At 62.5% G+C, this 17,438-nt stretch carries 16 protein-coding genes; 12 read left to right on the top strand and 4 right to left on the bottom strand.

Features of this window, described 5'->3' with window-relative positions; genetic code table 11:
* Positions 1 to 140: 140 nt before the first annotated feature.
* Positions 141 to 1,520, bottom strand: coding sequence for an NAD(P)/FAD-dependent oxidoreductase (locus tag SB756_RS04085; protein WP_341798460.1), 1,380 nt, complete (start codon positions 1,518 to 1,520; stop codon positions 141 to 143).
* Positions 1,521 to 2,066: 546 nt separating this feature from the next.
* On the opposite strand from SB756_RS04085, the gene SB756_RS04080 reads away from it, so the two are divergent.
* The gene (locus SB756_RS04080) at positions 2,067 to 3,266 is read left to right on the top strand and encodes an NAD(P)/FAD-dependent oxidoreductase (protein WP_341798459.1); all 1,200 of its coding nucleotides are present in this window, start codon (positions 2,067 to 2,069) and stop codon (positions 3,264 to 3,266) included.
* A 228-nt stretch (positions 3,267 to 3,494) separates the two neighbouring features.
* Entirely contained in the window at positions 3,495 to 5,120 is a 1,626-nt protein-coding gene (locus tag SB756_RS04075) for a methyl-accepting chemotaxis protein (protein WP_410910223.1), read from the top strand.
* A 138-nt stretch (positions 5,121 to 5,258) separates the two neighbouring features.
* Here the strand turns inward: SB756_RS04075 and SB756_RS04070 are convergent, their stop codons facing one another.
* Positions 5,259 to 6,665, bottom strand: coding sequence for a purine-cytosine permease family protein (locus tag SB756_RS04070; RefSeq protein WP_410910222.1), 1,407 nt, complete (start codon positions 6,663 to 6,665; stop codon positions 5,259 to 5,261).
* A gap of 317 nt (positions 6,666 to 6,982) precedes the next feature.
* Here SB756_RS04070 and SB756_RS04065 point away from each other — a divergent pair, with 317 nt between their 5' ends.
* The 10 genes from SB756_RS04065 to SB756_RS04020 all read left to right on the top strand — a co-directional run bounded on the left by SB756_RS04065 (position 6,983) and on the right by SB756_RS04020 (position 16,076).
* Entirely contained in the window at positions 6,983 to 7,468 is a 486-nt protein-coding gene (locus SB756_RS04065; RefSeq protein WP_341798456.1) for a flavin reductase family protein, read from the top strand.
* Positions 7,469 to 7,543: 75 nt separating this feature from the next.
* Positions 7,544 to 8,584, top strand: coding sequence for an LLM class flavin-dependent oxidoreductase (locus SB756_RS04060; RefSeq protein ID WP_410910221.1), 1,041 nt, complete (start codon positions 7,544 to 7,546; stop codon positions 8,582 to 8,584).
* A 265-nt stretch (positions 8,585 to 8,849) separates the two neighbouring features.
* Entirely contained in the window at positions 8,850 to 9,446 is a 597-nt protein-coding gene (locus tag SB756_RS04055; RefSeq protein WP_003256068.1) for an amino acid synthesis family protein, read from the top strand.
* A gap of 68 nt (positions 9,447 to 9,514) precedes the next feature.
* Positions 9,515 to 10,348, top strand: coding sequence for an alpha/beta fold hydrolase (locus tag SB756_RS04050; protein WP_016499262.1), 834 nt, complete (start codon positions 9,515 to 9,517; stop codon positions 10,346 to 10,348).
* Complete coding sequence (locus SB756_RS04045; protein WP_410910220.1) at positions 10,345 to 11,826, top strand: aldehyde dehydrogenase; 1,482 nt, start codon at positions 10,345 to 10,347, stop codon at positions 11,824 to 11,826. The genes SB756_RS04050 and SB756_RS04045 overlap by 4 nt, the downstream gene beginning before the upstream one ends.
* A gap of 12 nt (positions 11,827 to 11,838) precedes the next feature.
* Positions 11,839 to 12,324 carry a flavin reductase family protein gene (locus SB756_RS04040; RefSeq protein ID WP_016487520.1) on the top strand — a complete coding sequence of 162 codons (486 nt, stop codon included), beginning with the start codon at positions 11,839 to 11,841 and terminating at the stop codon, positions 12,322 to 12,324.
* 62 nt (positions 12,325 to 12,386) lie between these two features.
* Complete coding sequence (locus SB756_RS04035) at positions 12,387 to 12,776, top strand: carboxymuconolactone decarboxylase family protein (protein WP_023047056.1); 390 nt, start codon at positions 12,387 to 12,389, stop codon at positions 12,774 to 12,776.
* 88 nt (positions 12,777 to 12,864) lie between these two features.
* Positions 12,865 to 13,617 (top strand): GntR family transcriptional regulator, encoded by a 753-nt coding sequence (locus SB756_RS04030; protein ID WP_016499259.1) that lies wholly within the window; start codon positions 12,865 to 12,867, stop codon positions 13,615 to 13,617.
* A gap of 2 nt (positions 13,618 to 13,619) precedes the next feature.
* Positions 13,620 to 14,183: an NUDIX hydrolase gene (locus SB756_RS04025; RefSeq protein ID WP_049275823.1), complete on the top strand. Its 564-nt coding sequence runs from the start codon at positions 13,620 to 13,622 to the stop codon at positions 14,181 to 14,183.
* Positions 14,184 to 14,264: 81 nt separating this feature from the next.
* Positions 14,265 to 16,076 carry an ATP-binding protein gene (locus tag SB756_RS04020; RefSeq protein ID WP_410910219.1) on the top strand — a complete coding sequence of 604 codons (1,812 nt, stop codon included), beginning with the start codon at positions 14,265 to 14,267 and terminating at the stop codon, positions 16,074 to 16,076.
* 23 nt (positions 16,077 to 16,099) lie between these two features.
* On the opposite strand, the gene SB756_RS04015 is transcribed toward SB756_RS04020, so the two are convergent.
* A complete protein-coding gene (locus SB756_RS04015; RefSeq protein WP_341798452.1) occupies positions 16,100 to 16,732 on the bottom strand; it encodes a LysE family translocator in 633 nt (210 codons plus the stop codon).
* 66 nt (positions 16,733 to 16,798) lie between these two features.
* Positions 16,799 to 17,413 (bottom strand): LysE family translocator, encoded by a 615-nt coding sequence (locus SB756_RS04010; RefSeq protein WP_016499255.1) that lies wholly within the window; start codon positions 17,411 to 17,413, stop codon positions 16,799 to 16,801.
* Positions 17,414 to 17,438: the final 25 nt, after the last annotated feature.

The following is a 17,438-nucleotide window of genomic DNA, read 5'->3' as shown; positions in this document are numbered from 1 at the left end:
TTATAATTTTGCATAGTGGATAACAACCACAATAGATCGTGTGCTGCTTGCAATCAATGACGATTGTGTTCTGCCTCACGCGCAATAAAGTCAGGGGTGATCCAATGGGACGGTGTTTTCAGAAGCTTCAAAGCACGCAGCTACCCGCGCAGCACCTTCACCTCGCCTTGCTTGCCATTCGTTTCGCGCAGGTACTCCTGCAGCGAGTCGTCCATCGCCTGCATCCAGCGGGTATGGTGTGGTACCGCTTGGGTGCCGGTGATCACCGAGCGGTACGATTTGTCGCGGTAGCCCATGATGTCGTGCTTCTTGTCGGTCTTCCATTGCAGGAAGATGCGGTTGACCGCATCGATGTCGAAGCGCGGGTAATCCGTCTGCTCGATCAGGTGCTTGATGTATCGGCCCTGGAATTCATACATCGAAGCAGTGGTTGCCAGCTGCTCCTCATCCTCGCGCCAGCGCGCGCTGTCGGCCTGCATGCACGCCTTGGTCGGCAGCTTGATGCGCCCCAGCATGTAGTCGCGAGCAAACCAGGCTTGCGCATCGAACAGGTTGAAGCTGTACCAGAGGTCCTGCATGCCCAGGTAGAGCAACTGCGGGTTCTGCTCCCACACCACGCCTTGGTACAGCCCGGCAGGCCACAGGCGGTTGTTGGTCTTGAGGGTGAGTTCATCGGGCAGGAACGGGAAGTGATGCTGGTAGCCCGTGCACAGGATGATCGCATCTACGCGCTTGTTCGAGCCATCGGCGAAAAACGCCAGGTCGTTTTCGACGCGCATCAGTTGCGGGCGCTCTTCCCAGCCCTTGGGCCATTTGTAGCCCATCGGTTGGGTACGGTAAGCCGTGGTGATCGAGCGCGCGCCGTACTTGTAGCACTGCGAGCCGATGTCTTCGGCCGAGTAGCTGCTGCCGACAATGAGCAGGTCCTGGCCGTTGAATTCCATCGCTTCGCGGAAGTCGTGGGCGTGCAGGATACGGCCGGTGAAACGCTCGAACCCTTCAAACTCCGGCACGTGCGGGGTAGAGAAGTGCCCGCTGGCCACCACCACGTAATCGAACACCTGCTCGATGCCAAGCCCCGCGCTGTAGTCGTGGGCGCTGACGGTGAACTCGCGGGTGTTTTCATCAAAGCTGACGTTCTTGACCGCAGTATTGAAGCGAATGTAGTCACGCACCCCGGCCTTCTTCACGCGGCCTTGGATGTAGTCCCACAGCACCTCGCGCGGCGGGTACGAGGAAATCGGCCTGCCAAAGTGCTCATCGAAGCTGTAGTCGGCGAACTCCAGGCATTCCTTGGGGCCGTTGGACCACAGGTAGCGGTACATGCTGCCGTGCACCGGCTCGCCATGCTGGTCGAGGCCGGTGCGCCAGGTGTAGTTCCACATACCGCCCCAGTCGGCCTGCTTTTCGAAGCATACGATTTCGGGCATGGGTGCGCCTTGGGCATGGGCGGATTGGAAGGCACGCAGTTGCGCAAGGCCGGACGGGCCGGCACCGATGATAGCGACACGAAGAGTCATAGTGATTCCTGAACAGTTGAACGCTGAAAAAATGCAAAGGCTCCCCAACCCCAAACGGCAAAAGACCGGGGGTGATAGAGAATTCAGGCGCTACGGTGCAGGTGGAGGGACGGGGCGTTTGCGCATCTGGGTCAGCAGGAGCTTGACCGGAGGGATCGACAACACGTGGTACAGGCTCGAAAGCGGAGAGAGGGTCATGGGGGCTGGCCCGTATCCATCTGCGCTGGACGCGAAATGGGGGCCTGAGGGGGAGAAGATACGTGTGATCTCGTGCATGGGGGCTGAAATGGCCTCTTTTCTTTATGGTTTCTTTTTTATCTATAACGGATGGGGGTGGGGATAGCAAGGTTTGCGGCCTTGGCCGCAGCAGACACGGCAGCACGAAATACGGCCTTTCCTGACCCCCCTCCGGTGCTCGCCTCATCGCAATGACGAAAAAAAACTTGCAGAGACAAACTACGACAAATAGAGTCGTAGTTATTCGAGGCACACCAATCGTGTGGTCGAAGCCACCTTTTCATCCCCCGACCTTTGCGGAGCACCTGCATGAAATCCAACATCCTGATCATCGGTGCCGGCTTTGCCGGTGTGTGGAGCGCCCTGAGCGCCGCCCGGCTACTCGACCAGGCCCAGCGCGACGACCTGAGCATCAGCGTGCTAGCGCCGCAAGCGGAACTGCACATTCGCCCGCGCTTCTACGAGGCCAACGCACACACGTTGAAGGCCCCCGTAGGTGAGCTGTTCAATGCGGTGGGCGTGCACTTCATCACCGGTAACGCCGAAGCCATCGATGCCGGTGCGCGCACCGTGAGCTACATCGACAGCCAAGGCCAGCGCCAGCAGATCAGCTACGATCGCCTCATCCTCGCCGCTGGCAGTCAGGTCGCACGCCCGGCAGTCCCGGGCCTGGCCGAGCACACCTTCGACGTCGACAAGATGGCGTCGGCCGTACGCCTCGAGCAGCATCTGACAAGCCTGGCCGCCCTGCCCGCTTCACCTGCCCGCAATACCGTGGTGGTCTGCGGCGGTGGTTTCACCGGCATCGAAACGGCCACCGAAATGCCCGCCCGGCTGCGCGCCATCCTCGCAGACGCCGATGTGCGGGTGCTGCTGGTAGACCGTGGCGCCAGCATCGGCGCGGCATTGGGGGCAGGCATCAAGCCGTCGATTGTGGCCGCCTCGCGGGTTGCCGGCGTCCAATGGCTGACCGGCACCTCGGTGGTGGCTGTCGATGCCGGTGGCGTAACCCTGGACAACGGCGAATACATCGCCAGCAACACCGTGATCTGGACCGTCGGCGTCAAGGCCAGCCCGTTGACCGCGCAGGTTGCCGGCGAGCGGGACAACTTCGGCCGGCTCAAGGTCGACGGGCACCTCAAGGTCATTGGCCAGGACCACATCTATGCGACCGGCGATACCGCCTGGGCTGCTGTCGACGACATTGGCAACCACGCCCTGATGACCTGCCAGCACGCCATCCCGATGGGTCGCCACAGTGGCAACAACGCCATGGCCGACCTGCTTGGGGTGGCACCAGTGGTGTACCGCCAACCCAAGTACGTCACCTGCCTCGACCTGGGTGAGTGGGGGGCGGCGTACAGCGAAGGTTGGGAGCGAGCATTGAAACTGCAAGGCCAGGAGGGCAAGGAACTGAAGCGTCAGATCAACTCGGTGTGGATCTACCCGCCGGCAGCCGACCGCGCCTTGGCCCTGGCTGCTGCCGACCCGATGATTGCAATCGCTTGATGTGAAGAACCTGACAAAACCGTCAAAAAATGACGGTTTTGTCAATTATCCCGTTACATTGAATGACTGTTCAACAATGATGGCCATATGGCATCATTTAAAGAAAAACCATGCAAGAGGGTGAGAAAAATCTACTAACCCGCAGTGCATCAAGAGCCTGGCGCCACCTCGGTGTCCTGGCTTTGCGGCCAGCTCCTGACGCCTGCAGCCACCGTCAAGGAGCATTCCATGCAGTTACGGAATTTGAAGATCGGCATTCGCGCTGCCGGCGTATTCGCCCTGTTGGGCATCCTGGTCCTGGTCATGGGCCTTACCGCACTTTACGAAACCCGCCAGATGGACGAGGCCACCGACGAAATCCGAGTCACCTGGATGCCCGCCGTGGTAGCGCTGGGTGAGATCAGCAGCAACCTCGGGCGCGCCCGCGCCGTCACCCTGCGCGCCGCACTGGACGACAACCCCGCCGAACGTTCTCGCAACCTGCAGATGCTCGATGGCATCAATGCCGAGCTCAAGGACGGCTTGAAAGACTACGCCGACACCATCATCGCCGCCGACGACAGCGCCCTGTTCAACACCTTCGATGAGGCGCACCGACAGTACCTGGACCTGCAGGTGCGCGTGCTGCAGGACATTGCCGCAGGCCGCATGGACGAGGCCAAGCAGCAGATAAGCGGCCCGCTCACGCAGCGCGCCGACACCATGATGAAGGCCCTGACCGCGCTGATCGCCTATAACAGCAAAGGTGCCGAAGAGGCCTCGCAGCGCAGCAGCGATGTGGCCGACGAAGCGTTCACTGCCATCATCGTCTCATTGCTGGTGATCATGGTTGCCCTGGCCGCCATTGCCACCGTGCTCACCCGCAGCATCGTGGTGCCGCTGGCCGATGCCGTGGCTGTCGCCGAACGCGTAGCCACCGGCGACCTCACACGCGAAATCAGCGTTACCGGCCGCGACGAGCCCGCCATGCTGTTGCGCGCCCTGGGCCGCATGCAGGGAAGCCTGCGTGACACCTTGCGCAAGATCGCTGCGTCGTCCGACCAGCTGGCTTCGGCCTCGGAAGAACTGCACACGGTCACCGAAGACACCAGCCGCGGGCTGCACCAGCAGAGTGCCGAAATCGACCAGGCCGCCACGGCCGTCAACCAGATGACCGCTGCGGTCGAGGAAGTGGCCAACAATGCGGTCAGCACCGCCGATGCCTCGAAAGGCGCCGACCAGACCACCCGCGATGGCCGTGACCGGGTCAACCAGGCACTGGCCTCCATCCAGCACCTGGTGGCCGACGTGACAGGTACCTCGACCGAAATCGAACAGCTGGCCAGCAATGCCAATGAGATCAGCCGCGTGCTGGATGTGATCGGCGCAATTGCCGGGCAGACCAACCTGCTGGCACTGAACGCCGCCATCGAGGCCGCGCGCGCCGGCGAGGCGGGCCGTGGCTTTGCCGTGGTCGCCGACGAAGTCCGCGCCCTCGCCCACCGCACCCAGCAATCGACCGCAGAGATCGAGCAGATGATCGCCGGTATCCAGAACGGTACCGAGCGGGCCGTGACGGCGATGCACAGCAGCCAGGGGCGTGCGACGGGCACGCTGGAAGTGGCCCAGGGCGCCGGTCAGGCATTGGAAGTGATTGCCGAGGCGATTGCTTCGATCAACCAGCGTAACCTGGTGATTGCCAGCGCTTCGGAGGAGCAGGCGCAGGTGGCGCGTGAAGTCGACCGCAATTTGGTGAACATTCGCGACTTGGCGATGCAGACGTCGGCGGGGGCCAACCAGACGAGCGCGGCGGCACAGGACCTGTCGCGGTTGGCGGTGGATTTGAACGGCATGGTGGCGCAGTTCAAGGTTTGATCCAAAACAGCTGGGGCCGCCTTGCGGCCCATTCGCAGCACAAGGCTGCTCCTACAAAGAACCGCGTACGCCCTGTAGGAGCGGCCTCGTGTCGCGAAAGGGCAGCAAAGCGGCCACTGTTACCGCAACATCAATCTGTCAGTCGTTGACACTCACAACCCGCCCCGCCTGCTCGGCAGCCTTGCCGCGAGTCGCCAGGCAGTAATACAGCGGCACCGTCACCAGCAGCCCGAACAGCCAGGACAAGTCCGCCCCTTCGACAATGTTCGAATACGGCCCCACATACAGCGAAGTATTGGCAAACGGCAGCTGCACCAGGATGCCGCAGGCATAGGCAATGATGGCGTGATGGTTGAAACGGCCATAGATACCGCCGTCGGCACTGAAGATCGACGCAATGTCGTACTGGCCCTTCTTGATCAGGTAGAAGTCGATCAGGTTGATCGAAGCCCACGGTACCAGCACAAGCAGCAGCGCCAGGATCAGGCCGATGAACTGGCCGATGAAGTCCGCCGAGGCATTCAGTGCCACCATCCCGCAGCCCACCAGAATGACCGAGGCCAGGATCACTCGTACCCTGATGCTCGGCGTCCACTCGGCCATGAAAGTCTGGATCGCGGTCACGATCGACAGCACGGCGCCGTAAAGGTTGAGGGCGTTGTGGCTGATGATGTTGAGCAGGAACAACACCATCAGGATCGGGCCCAGCCAGCCGGTGGCCTGCTTGACTGCGTCCATGGCGTCGGTACCTTCCGGCACGCACAGTACTGCCACGGCACCAAAGCTGAAGCACAGGATGGTGCCCAGGGTTGCACCGAAGTAAGTGGCCCAGAACGGCTTGGCAATGCCCACTTCACGCGGTAGGTAACGCGAATAGTCGGACGTGTACGGCGAGAAGCTGATCTGCCAGATGGTGCCCAGCGACACCGTGGCGATAAAGCCCGACAGGTTGAATGCACCACGGCTGAAGAAGTCGGCCGGCAGCTCCTGGGCGAACATCATGATGAAGCCCGCCAGCAGCGCGGACCCCATCACCCAGGTACCGATGCGGTTCAGGACATGGATGAAGCGGTAGCCGATCACGCCAATGGCAGTGGCGCTCAGGGCACCGATCACGATCGCACCCGGCATCGGCATGCTCGGGGCAATGCCGTGAATGGTCTTGCCCGCCAGCACGATATTGGAAATAAAGAAGCCGACATAGATCAGCGCGGTGAAGAACACGATCAGCAACGCGCCGTAACGGCCAAACTGGCCACGGCTTTGCACCATCTGCGGAATGCCCAGCTGCGGTCCCTGCGCAGAGGCCAGGGCAATCACCACGCCCCCAACCAGATGGCCCAGCACGATGGCGATCAGCCCCCACAACAAGTTCAGGTGGAACACCTGGACCACCATGGCACCGGTAACGATGGGCAGTGGCGCAATGTTGGTACTGAACCAGAGGGTGAACAGGTCGCGCGCCTTCCCGTGGCGCTCGGCAGGCGGAACGTAATCGACCGTGTGATTCTCGACAAACTGGTGTTGCGATGACGGTTGGGACATAGGATTCAGCTCGAAAGGTCGTTTTTATCTTTGTAAGGAAACCGCATCTAGGCGGCCTCTCAGCTGCGGACCATATTATGGTATTCCAAGCTTTTGACAACACTGATCCGCACGAAAAAGCGTCCACTGATCTGCTTTGGAAACCCCTGCGACAAACCGCCTCACCGCTCTAAGCCACGTTCCACGTGGCTTAGAGCCGTTCATCGCGCAATACCCTTGCTTGAAAATTCCGCTTGCAAAATAGGTATTACGGTATACCATCAGACACATCAACGATAAAAACCGCGGACCACCGCAGCCTTTTAGAGGTACTCCCGATGATCGACGCAACCGTCTACAAGCACGTCCTGGGCTCCTTCCCGTCCGGCGTTACCGTCATCACCACCCTGGACGACGACGGCTCGGTTGTCGGCCTGACCGCCAGCGCCTTCTCCTCCCTGTCGATGGACCCGCCGCTGGTGCTGTTCTGCCCCAACTACACCTCCGACTCCTACCCGGTGCTCATCAAGCAGAAGCGCTTTGCCATTCACCTGCTGTCCGGTGAACAGCAAGCCGAAGCCTATGCGTTTGCCAAGAAGGGCAAGGACAAGGCCAGCGGTATCGAGTGGTCCATGAGCCAACTGGGCAACCCGATCCTGGCCGGCGCCACCGCCGTTATCGAATGCGAACTGTGGCGTGAATATGAAGGTGGCGACCACGCCATCATGGTCGGCAAGGTGCATAACCTGATCGTGCCCGAAGAAGCGCCACGGCCGATGGTGTACTGCCGCGGCAAGATGGCCAGCCTGCCGGCCTTTGCCTGAAGCCTATTCTGAATCGTGACCACTGGTGCCCACCCTGCCAGGCGCCAGCCCCTTTCAAGCGTTGAGGAAAGCCCCATGAAATTTTCGTTGTTCGTACACATGGAACGTTGGGATGAACAGGTCAGCCACCGCCAGTTGTTCGAAGACCTGACCGAACTGACCCTGATGGCCGAAAACGGCGGTTTCAGCACGGTATGGATTGGCGAGCACCACGCCATGGAGTACACCATTTCGCCAAGCCCGATGCCGCTGCTGGCCTACCTGGCCGCGCGCACCGAGAAGATCCGCCTGGGCGCCGGCACCATCATCGCGCCGTTCTGGAACCCGATCCGCGTCGCCGGCGAATGCGCCCTGCTCGACGTGATCAGCAATGGCCGCATGGAAGTGGGCCTGGCCCGTGGCGCCTACCAGTTCGAGTTCGACCGCATGGCCAATGGCATGCCGGCCACCGACGGCGGCAAGGCGCTGCGCGAGATGGTGCCTGTGGTACGCAAGTTGTGGGAAGGCGACTACGCCCATGACGGCGAAGTCTACAAGTTCCCCACCTCCACCAGCGTGCCGAAACCGTTCAACGCGACGCCGCCGATGTGGATCGCCGCCCGCGACCCCGATTCGCACAACTTCGCCGTGGCCAACGGCTGCAACGTCATGGTCACCCCGCTGATGAAGGGTGACGAAGAAGTGCTGGACCTGAAAAACAAGTTCCAGGCCGCCCTGGACAACAACCCGGACGTGCCGCGCCCACAACTGATGGTGCTGCGCCATACCCACGTGCACAGCCCGGCGGAACCTGAAGGCTGGAAAATCGGCGCCCAGGCCATTTCGCGCTTCTACCGGACGTTCGATGCCTGGTTCGGCAACAAGACCGTACCGGTCAACGGCTTTCTGGAGCCGAGCCCGGAATCGAAGTTTGCCGAAGTGCCGGCATTCCAGCTGGAGAACATCCGCAAGAACACCATGATCGGCACCCCGGAAGAAATCATCGCGCGCATCAAGTACTACCAGGAGCTCGGCGTCGACGAGTTCAGCTTCTGGTGCGACAACAGCCTGCCCCACGCCGAAAAGAAGAAGTCGCTGGAGCTGTTCATCAAGGAAGTGGTGCCGGCGTTCGCCTGAATTCCCATTGCCTGAATCATTGCGGGACGCGCCCGCTCCCGTGGGCCCCTTCGGCCTGCGTGAGCGGGCTTTTTTTTGAAACCTGTGCAGTCCCTGTGGGAGCGGGCAAGCCCGCGAAGAGGCCAGTACAGACAGCAGAGAAATCAAGGCATCAGGCCACCTTTCGTCCCCCCACCGAGAGAAATTTCCAGACACCTCTTGCACAACAAATATTATGGTATACCATCAGACAACAAGAGCTGATAACCCTCACCAGGAGCCACCCATGAGTTTCGAAATCCGCAAGATCGTCACCTACTCCGAAGAGACCCGCATCGAAGGCGGCAAGGCCACCGACAAGCCGGTGACCATGGTCGGCCTGGCCGTGGTGATCAAGAACCCATGGGCCGGTCGCGGTTTCGTTGAAGATCTGAAGCCCGAAATCCGCGCCAACTGCTCGGAGCTGGGTGCACTGATGGTCGAGCGCCTCACCGCTGCCATCGGCGGTGCCGACAAGATCGAAGCCTACGGTAAAGCTGCCGTGGTCGGCGCCGACGGCGAGATCGAGCATGCCTCGGCCGTGATCCACACCCTGCGCTTCGGCAACCACTACCGCGAAGCGGTCCAGGCCAAGAGCTACCTGAGCTTCACCAACAAGCGCGGCGGCCCTGGCACTTCGATCCAGATCCCGATGATGCAGAAGGACGACGAAGGCCTGCGTTCGCACTACATCACCCTGGAAATGCAGATCGAAGACGCCCCGCGCGCCGATGAAATCGTCGTGGTGCTGGGCGCTGCCGACGGTGGCCGCCTGCACCCGCGCATCGGCAACCGCTACATCGACCTGGAAGAACTGGCTGCCGAAAAAGCCAACGCTCAATAACAACAACCAAGACGGGCCGGGGCGTGGCGTGCTTTCCCGCCGTGCCCGACCTTCAAGGAGCGCCCTCCATGATTCAGCCTGTCGCTGAACGTACACCTGCCGGCACCAGCTACCTGTCCGTAGGCCAGGGCCAACCCGTGGTACTGATCCACGGCGTGGGCCTGAACAAGGAAATGTGGGGCGGTCAGATCGTTGGCCTGGCCAACGACTACCGCGTCATCGCCTACGACATGCTCGGCCATGGTCAAAGCCGCGTGCCGGCTGCCGACACGCCGCTGGAAGGCTACGCCGACCAGCTCGCCGAACTGCTCGAGCACCTGCAAATTCAACAAGCGACCGTGATCGGCTTCTCCATGGGCGGGCTGGTTGCTCGTGCCTTTGCCCTTAACTACCCGCAGCGCCTGGCTGCACTGGTCGTGCTCAACAGCGTGTTCAACCGCACACCCGAGCAGAGTGCCGGCGTGATCGCCCGTGCCGCCCAGGCTGCCGAACTGGGGCCCGACGCCAACGTCGATGCCGCCCTCGACCGCTGGTTCAGCCGTGAATACAAGGCTGCCAACCCCGCGCAGGTTGCGGCGATTCGCCAGGTGCTGGCGAGCAACGACCCGCAGGGCTACCACACCACGTATTCGCTGTTTGCCACCCAGGACATGTACCGCGCCGGCGACCTGGGCAGCATCCAGGTGCCGACGCTGATCGCCACGGGCGAACTCGACTCGGGCTCCACACCGGCCATGACCCGCCAGCTCGCCGCCAGCATCCCGGGTGCGCACAGTGTGGTCCTCGCCGAGCAACGGCATATGATGCCGGTAGAAGCACCCCGTGAAGTCAACAAGATGCTGCTGGACTTCCTCGCGCAAGCCCGCACCCTCACCGAATCCGCCAAGGGGATTGTTGCATGACCCTCGTTCGTTTCCAGATGTGCATCGACGGCCAATGGCGCGATGCCCAGAGCGGCAAGACCTTCGACAGCCTCAACCCGGCCACCGCCCAGGCTTGGGCACAGCTTCCCGACGCTGACGAAACCGACGTCGAGCTGGCCGTGCAGGCCGCCCAGCGTGCCTTCGAAAGCAAGGAATGGCGCAGCATCACCGCCACCGCGCGTGGCAAGCTGCTGCGTCGCCTGGGTGACCTGATTACCGAGAACAAGGAACACCTGGCCCAGCTGGAAAGCCGTGACAACGGCAAGCTGATCCGCGAAACCCGCGGCCAGGTCGGCTATCTGCCAGAGTTCTTCCACTACACCGCAGGCCTGGCCGACAAGCTTGAAGGCGGCACCCTGCCGCTGGACAAGCCCGACCTGTTCGCCTACACCGTGCACGAGCCCATCGGCGTGGTGGCCGGGATCATCCCGTGGAACAGCCCGCTGTACCTCACCGCGATCAAGCTGGCCCCGGCCCTGGCTGCGGGCAATACCATCGTGCTCAAACCTTCCGAGCACGCCTCGGCGACCATCCTCGAGCTGGCCCGGCTGGCCCTCGAAGCCGGCTTCCCGGCTGGCGTGGTCAACGTGGTCACCGGCTACGGCCCAACCACCGGCGCAGCACTCACCCGCCACCCGCTGGTGCGCAAGATCGCCTTCACCGGCGGCGCCGCTACAGCCCGCCATGTGGTGCGCAGCAGTGCCGAGAACTTCGCCAAGCTCTCCCTGGAGCTGGGCGGCAAGTCGCCGAACATCATCTTCGCCGACGCCGACCTGGACAGCGCCATCAACGGTGCCGTGGCTGGCATCTATGCCGCCTCCGGGCAAAGCTGCGTGGCCGGTTCGCGCCTGCTGGTGCAGGACGAGATCTTCGACGAATTCGTAGAGCGCCTGGTTACCCGCGCCAAGCGCATCCGCATCGGCAACCCGCAAGACGACGCCAGCGAAATGGGCCCCATGGCCACCGCACAGCAGCTGGCCGTGGTCGAAGGCCTGGTGGCTGCGGCCAAGGCTGAAGGCGCCAAATTGCACATGGGCGGCAAGCGTGCCGAGGTCGACGGTGACGGCTGGTTCTACGAGCCGACCCTGTTTGAGTGCGACAGCAACTCGATGACCATCATGCAGGAAGAAGTGTTCGGCCCGGTCGCTGCGGTCATCCGCTTCAAGACCGAAGAGGAAGCCCTGGCCATCGCCAATGACTCGCAGTTCGGCCTGGCAGCCGGCATCTGGACCCGCGACCTGGGCCGTGCCCATCGCCTGGCCCGCGACGTGCGCTCGGGGATCATCTGGGTCAACACCTACCGCGCCGTGTCGGCCATGGCGCCAATTGGTGGTTTCAAGAACAGCGGCTACGGCCGTGAGAGCGGCATCGATTCGGTGCTGGCCTATACCGAGCTGAAGACCGTGTGGATCAACCTGTCCACCGCGCCGATGCCCGACCCGTTCGTGATGCGCTAGGAGGAACACGAGATGATCGAACCCGGCATCTACAAAGACGTGATGGGCTCTTTCCCGTCCGGCGTCACGGTAGTCACCACCCTGGACGCCGACGGCGCCATTGTCGGCATCACCGCCAGCGCCTTCAGCGCGCTGTCGATCGACCCGGCGCTGGTACTGTTCTGCCCCAACTACGCCTCCGACACCTACCCGATCCTGCGTGACAGCAAGCAGTTCGCGATTCACCTGCTGTCCGCCGAGCAGACCGCCGAAGCCTATGCCTTTGCGGGCAAGGGCAAGGACAAGGCCAAGGGCGTCGAGTGGCACTTGAGCGAGCTGGGCAACCCGCTGCTGGCCAAGGCGACGGCGATCATCGAGTGCGAACTGTGGCGCGAGTATGACGGCGGTGACCACGCGATCATCGTCGGCGCAGTGAAGAACCTGGTGCTGCCGGCCGAGCCGGTGACGCCGATGGTTTATCACAAGGGCAAACTGGGCGCCCTGCCGCCCTTGGGCTGACCTTGAGACCGCCGGGGCTGCTTTGCGGCCCCCGTTCCCTTTTTTCTTCCGGAGTACGGCACATGAGTAACGAGAAGTACGACAAAGGCCTGGCCATCCGCACCCAGGTGCTGGGCGAGGATTACGTCAACCGCTCGATCCAGAACGCCGACGAGTTCACCAAGCCGTTGCAGGAGCTGGTCACCGAATACTGCTGGGGCCACGTCTGGGGCCGCGAAGGCTTGTCGCTCAAAGAGCGCAGCATGATAAACTTGGCCATGATTTCCGCGCTCAACAGGCCCCACGAGCTCAAGCTGCACATTCGCGGTGCATTGCGTAATGGCCTGAGCCGTGAACAGATTCGCGAAATTCTGCTCCAGGTCGGTATTTATTGCGGCGTACCCGCGGCGGTGGACAGTTTCCGCCTGGCCCGTGAAGCGTTTGCCGAAGCCGATGCGGAGTCAACCCGATAACAACGGGCTGTTCGAACCACTGCATGGAAAGCCTCGGTTCGGGGCGTTCCGCGATGTTGGCGCAACAGCCTCTTAAAGAGCGCACCTGATGAAACGCCAGCCACTCGACGACAGCTTCAAGGTCAACCGCAACCCCGTTACCCTGCGTGAAATCGTGCTAGACAAGCTGCGCGCGGCGATCATGAACTTCCACCTGCTCCCGGGCGACCGCCTGGTCGAGCGCGACCTCTGTGACCGCCTTGGCGTCAGCCGCACCTCGGTACGCGAAGCCCTGCGTCATCTGGAGTCTGAAGGCCTGGTGGAGTTTGCCGACGCCAAGGGCCCGCGCGTGGCCATCATCACCCTGGAAGACGCCCGCGACATCTACGAGCTGCGTTGCGTGCTCGAGGGCCTGATCGTGCAGCTGTTCACTCTCAACGCCAAGGCCAAGGACATTCGTGCCCTTGAACGTGCGTTGGAGGTCAACCGCGAAGCGCTGGAAGAAGGCGAGCTGCAACAGGTGCTGGATTCGGTACAAGGTTTCTACGATGTGCTGCTGGAAGGCTCCGGCAACCAGGTGGCGGCCCAGCAGCTGCGCCAGTTGCAGGCACGCATCAGCTACCTGCGGGCCACCTCGGTCTCGCAGGAAAACCGCCGTGGCGCCAGCAACCGCGAAATGGAAAAGATCGTCGAAGCCATCAAGGGCGGCGACCCGCTGGTGGCCCACCAGGCTTCGGTCGACCACGTCCGCGCTGCCGCCAAGGTGGCCCTGGACTACCTGCGCCAGAAGCAGGATGACAACCCCAAGGTGCGCGACATCGTCGAGCCCCTGGCCCTCAAGGAACCCCGCATAGGTCGCTGATCATGCCTACCGCCCCGCGCTATTGCCCGCACTGCACCACGGAACTGGCCCGGGGCGTTCCCACAGGCGACACCCACGAACGCCTGCACTGTACCGGCTGCGGCTACATCCACTACATCAACCCGAAGATCATCGCCGGCTGCATCATTGAGCGCGATGGCAAATACCTGTTGTGCCAGCGCGCCATCCCGCCACGCCCCGGCACCTGGACCTTGCCGGCCGGGTTCATGGAGGCTGGCGAAACCACCGAGCAGGCGGCGCTGCGCGAAGTCTGGGAAGAAAGCGGCGTGCGTGCCGACATCGTCTCGCCCTACTCCATCTTCAGCGTGCCGAAAATCAGCGAGGTGTACATCATCTTCCGCGCCAGCGTCACCGAAGAAACCGGGCAGTACGGGCCGGAGACCCTGGCATACAAGTTCTTCGAACCCGACGAGATTCCGTGGGACGAGATCTACTACCCGGCAATCCGGCAGATTCTCGAGCGCTACATCCTTGAGCGGCAGGCTGGGGTGTATGGCATTTACATGGGCAATGATGACACCGGCAAGGTGCACTTCATTCGCTAGCACAGACCACCACAAAATACTCGCCAACCGTCTATTCTCGGTGCACCCTAAAGACCTTGAAATAAAGGACCGACAGAGCACATGGCGAAATGGCTAGACGGCGGCGGGCTGATGGCCGAACGCATCCGCAACCACGACTGGGCCAGTACCCCCCTGGGCCCACTGGAACATTGGCCCGATGCGCTGAAGACCACCATGGCCCTGTGCCTGGCCTCGCGCTTCCCGCAGGCCGTACTCTGGGGCCCGGACCTGCTCACCCTGCACAACGATGCCTTCACCCAGATTCTCGGGCGCAAGCCCCTGGCCCTTGGCATCCCCTTCCGCGACGTGTGGCAGGAAGCCTGGGCCGACATTGGCAGCATGGCTGACCGTGCCCTGGCTGGCGAAGCGGTGTACATCGAAGACTTTCCGCTGATCATCGACCGCAACGGCGGCCCGGAGCGGGCCTATTTCACCTTCTGCTACAGCCCGATTCGCGGCCTTGATGGCGAGGTGCTGGGCATGATCGACACGGTCACCGAAACCACCACCAGCGTGCTCGCCAACAAGCGCCTCAACTTTCTCGACGCACTCGGCCGTGCCATAGCCGACGCCACCGCCGCGGACCAGATCCTGGACACCACCACGCGCATGATGGTCGAGCACCTGAGCCTTTCCAGTTGCGCGTATGCGGTGATGGACGCTGACGAGGACGGTTTTACCATCTGTGGCGACGCGGTGGCCCCCGGCTCGCCGAGGCTGGTGGGCCAGTACCAACTGCACGACTTCGGCCGTCTGGCACTCAGCCGCCTGCGCAGCGGCCTGCCGCTGGTGATCAACGACAACCTCAGTGAACTGGCCGCCGACGAAGCCGCCACCTTCCAGGCCATCGGCATTACCGCCACCATCTGCATGCCGCTGATCAAAGGCGGCCGCCTCATCGCGCTGATGGCGATCCATGACAACGCACCGCGCACATGGACACCCTACGAACAGGCGCTGATCAGCGAAGTGACCGAGCGTTGCTGGGCGCATATCCAGCGGGTTCAGGCCCATGCCGAAGTGCGTGAGGCCATGGCTGCACTGGAGGCGCTGAATGCCACCCTCGAACACCGCGTCGACGAGCGCACCACCCAGCTGGTGCACACCGAGGCAGTGTTGCGCCAGGCCCAGAAGCTGGAAGCCATCGGCCAGCTGACCGGTGGCGTGGCGCACGACTTCAACAACCTGCTGACGATCATTCGCTCGTCGTTGCACTTTCTGCAGCGCCCCAACCTTGATGAAAAACGCCGCGAGCGCTACATCAAGACCATATCTGACACAGTCCACCGTGGTGCCAAACTGACCGGCCAGCTACTGGCCTTCGCCCGCCGCCAGGCCCTCAGCCCTGAAGTGTTCGAGGCCGGGCCACGGCTGGAAGCCATGGCCGACATGCTCGACACCGCCACCGGGGCGCGCATCCAGGTCGAGCTGCAACTACCGCAGGCGCCGTGCCACATCCGCGCCGATCTCAGCCAGCTGGAAACCGCGGTGATCAACCTGATGCTCAACGGACGCGACGCCATGGCCGGCGAAGGCACCTTGCAGCTGCGCCTGCAGGCTGACCAGCGTCTGCCTGCCCTGCGCGGCCAGCCTTCACCGCCAGCCCGGTTCGCGGCGATTTCGGTGAGCGACAGCGGTGTGGGTATTGCCGCCGAACTGCTGGAGCGCATCTTCGACCCGTTTTTCACCACAAAAGCCCCGGGTGAGGGTACCGGGCTCGGGTTGTCGCAGGTGTTCGGTTTTGCCAAGCAGTCCGGGGGCGATGTACAGGTAGCAAGCATCCCCGGCCAGGGCACCACCTTCACCCTTTACCTGCCACAGGAGGATCCGCCTGCGGCCTCGGCCGAAGACGCCTCGGCCAGCAGCCACTGATACCATTGCAGCGCAATGGACGATCAACGGCGCCCTTCTGCCAGCATGCGCAGCGCCAGCCCTGCCAGCACGGTGCCCATCAACCACCGCTGAACCTGTTGCCACAGCGGCCTGCCAGCCAGAAACACGGCGATGGACCCAGCCATGACCGCAATCATCGCGTTGACCGTGACGCTGATGGCGATCTGTGTCGAACCCAGCACCAGCGACTGCACCAGTACGCTGCCATGGCCCGGTTCGATGAACTGCGGCATCAGCGACAGGTACATGACGGCGATCTTAGGGTTGAGCAGGCTGGTGGCAAACCCCATTGTGAACAGCCGCCGCGGGCTATCGGCGGGCAGTTCACGGACCTGGAAGGGTGAACGGCCACCGGGCCGCAGCGCCTGCCAGGCCAGGTACAGCAAGTACAGCGCGCCACCGATACGCAGCGCGTCGTAGGCAAAGGGAACTGCCATTACCAGCGCCGTGATGCCCAGGGCCGCGCAAAACATGTAGATGACAAAGCCCAGAGCCACACCCCCCAGGGAAATCAACCCGGCCTTGCGGCCCTGGCAGATCGAACGGGAGATCAGGTAGATCATGTTCGGCCCCGGGGTCAGCACCATGCCGAGGCAGATCAGGGCGAAGGTAAGCAGTTGGGTGGTTTCAGGCATGGGGCACATCCTGGTTGTGCGTGGGTTTGCGGCGAGTGTATCTGAAGCCATTTGTCACGGGTGAAATCAGTTGATCTGCCCGGCTATCAAACCCAGGGCCACGGTAATCATCGCCACCCCCGATACCCGCCCGACCAGCTTCGCCGCCCCCGGCCGGGTGCTCAGCACGGCTTTGGCGCCATAGCCGACCAGTGAGTAGATCACCAGCGAGCTGCACAGGTGCACCAGGCCTAGCAGCAAGATCTGCAAAGGCACCGGCCAGCTCGACTGCGGGTCGGTGAACTGCGGCAGCAAGGCCAGGAACAGCAGGAACACTTTCGGGTTCAAGCCGCTGACGCAAAACCCTTTCAACGCCCAACGCGAACCCGACTCCCCCTCACCACCCTGCCCGGCCTCGGGCAATGCCGGGCTCAGCAACAGGTTGCCGCCCAGCCACAGCAGGTAGCTGCACCCTGCCAAGGTCAGCAGGGTGAGCGCCAGCGGGTGGCCTGCCAACAGGCTGCCTACACCCGCAGCCACCACCAGTGTCGCCAGGAAATGCCCCGACAACATTCCCGCCACTGCGGGCATCACCCAGCGCCCGCGCATGCCTGCCGAAATGGCGTAAGCCCAGTCTGCACCGGGGGTAATCACGAACAGCATCGACACGGCCCAAAATGCCGTCAGCACACTGATAGCCACTTGAATCTTCCTTATCTACTGCCTT

It is taken from the genome of Pseudomonas sp. SIMBA_068 (assembly GCF_046534705.1).
GTDB lineage: Bacteria > Pseudomonadota > Gammaproteobacteria > Pseudomonadales > Pseudomonadaceae > Aquipseudomonas > Aquipseudomonas putida.
Note: the sequence above shows the minus strand (reverse complement) of the source record. Positions and strands in the feature narration are given on the sequence as shown.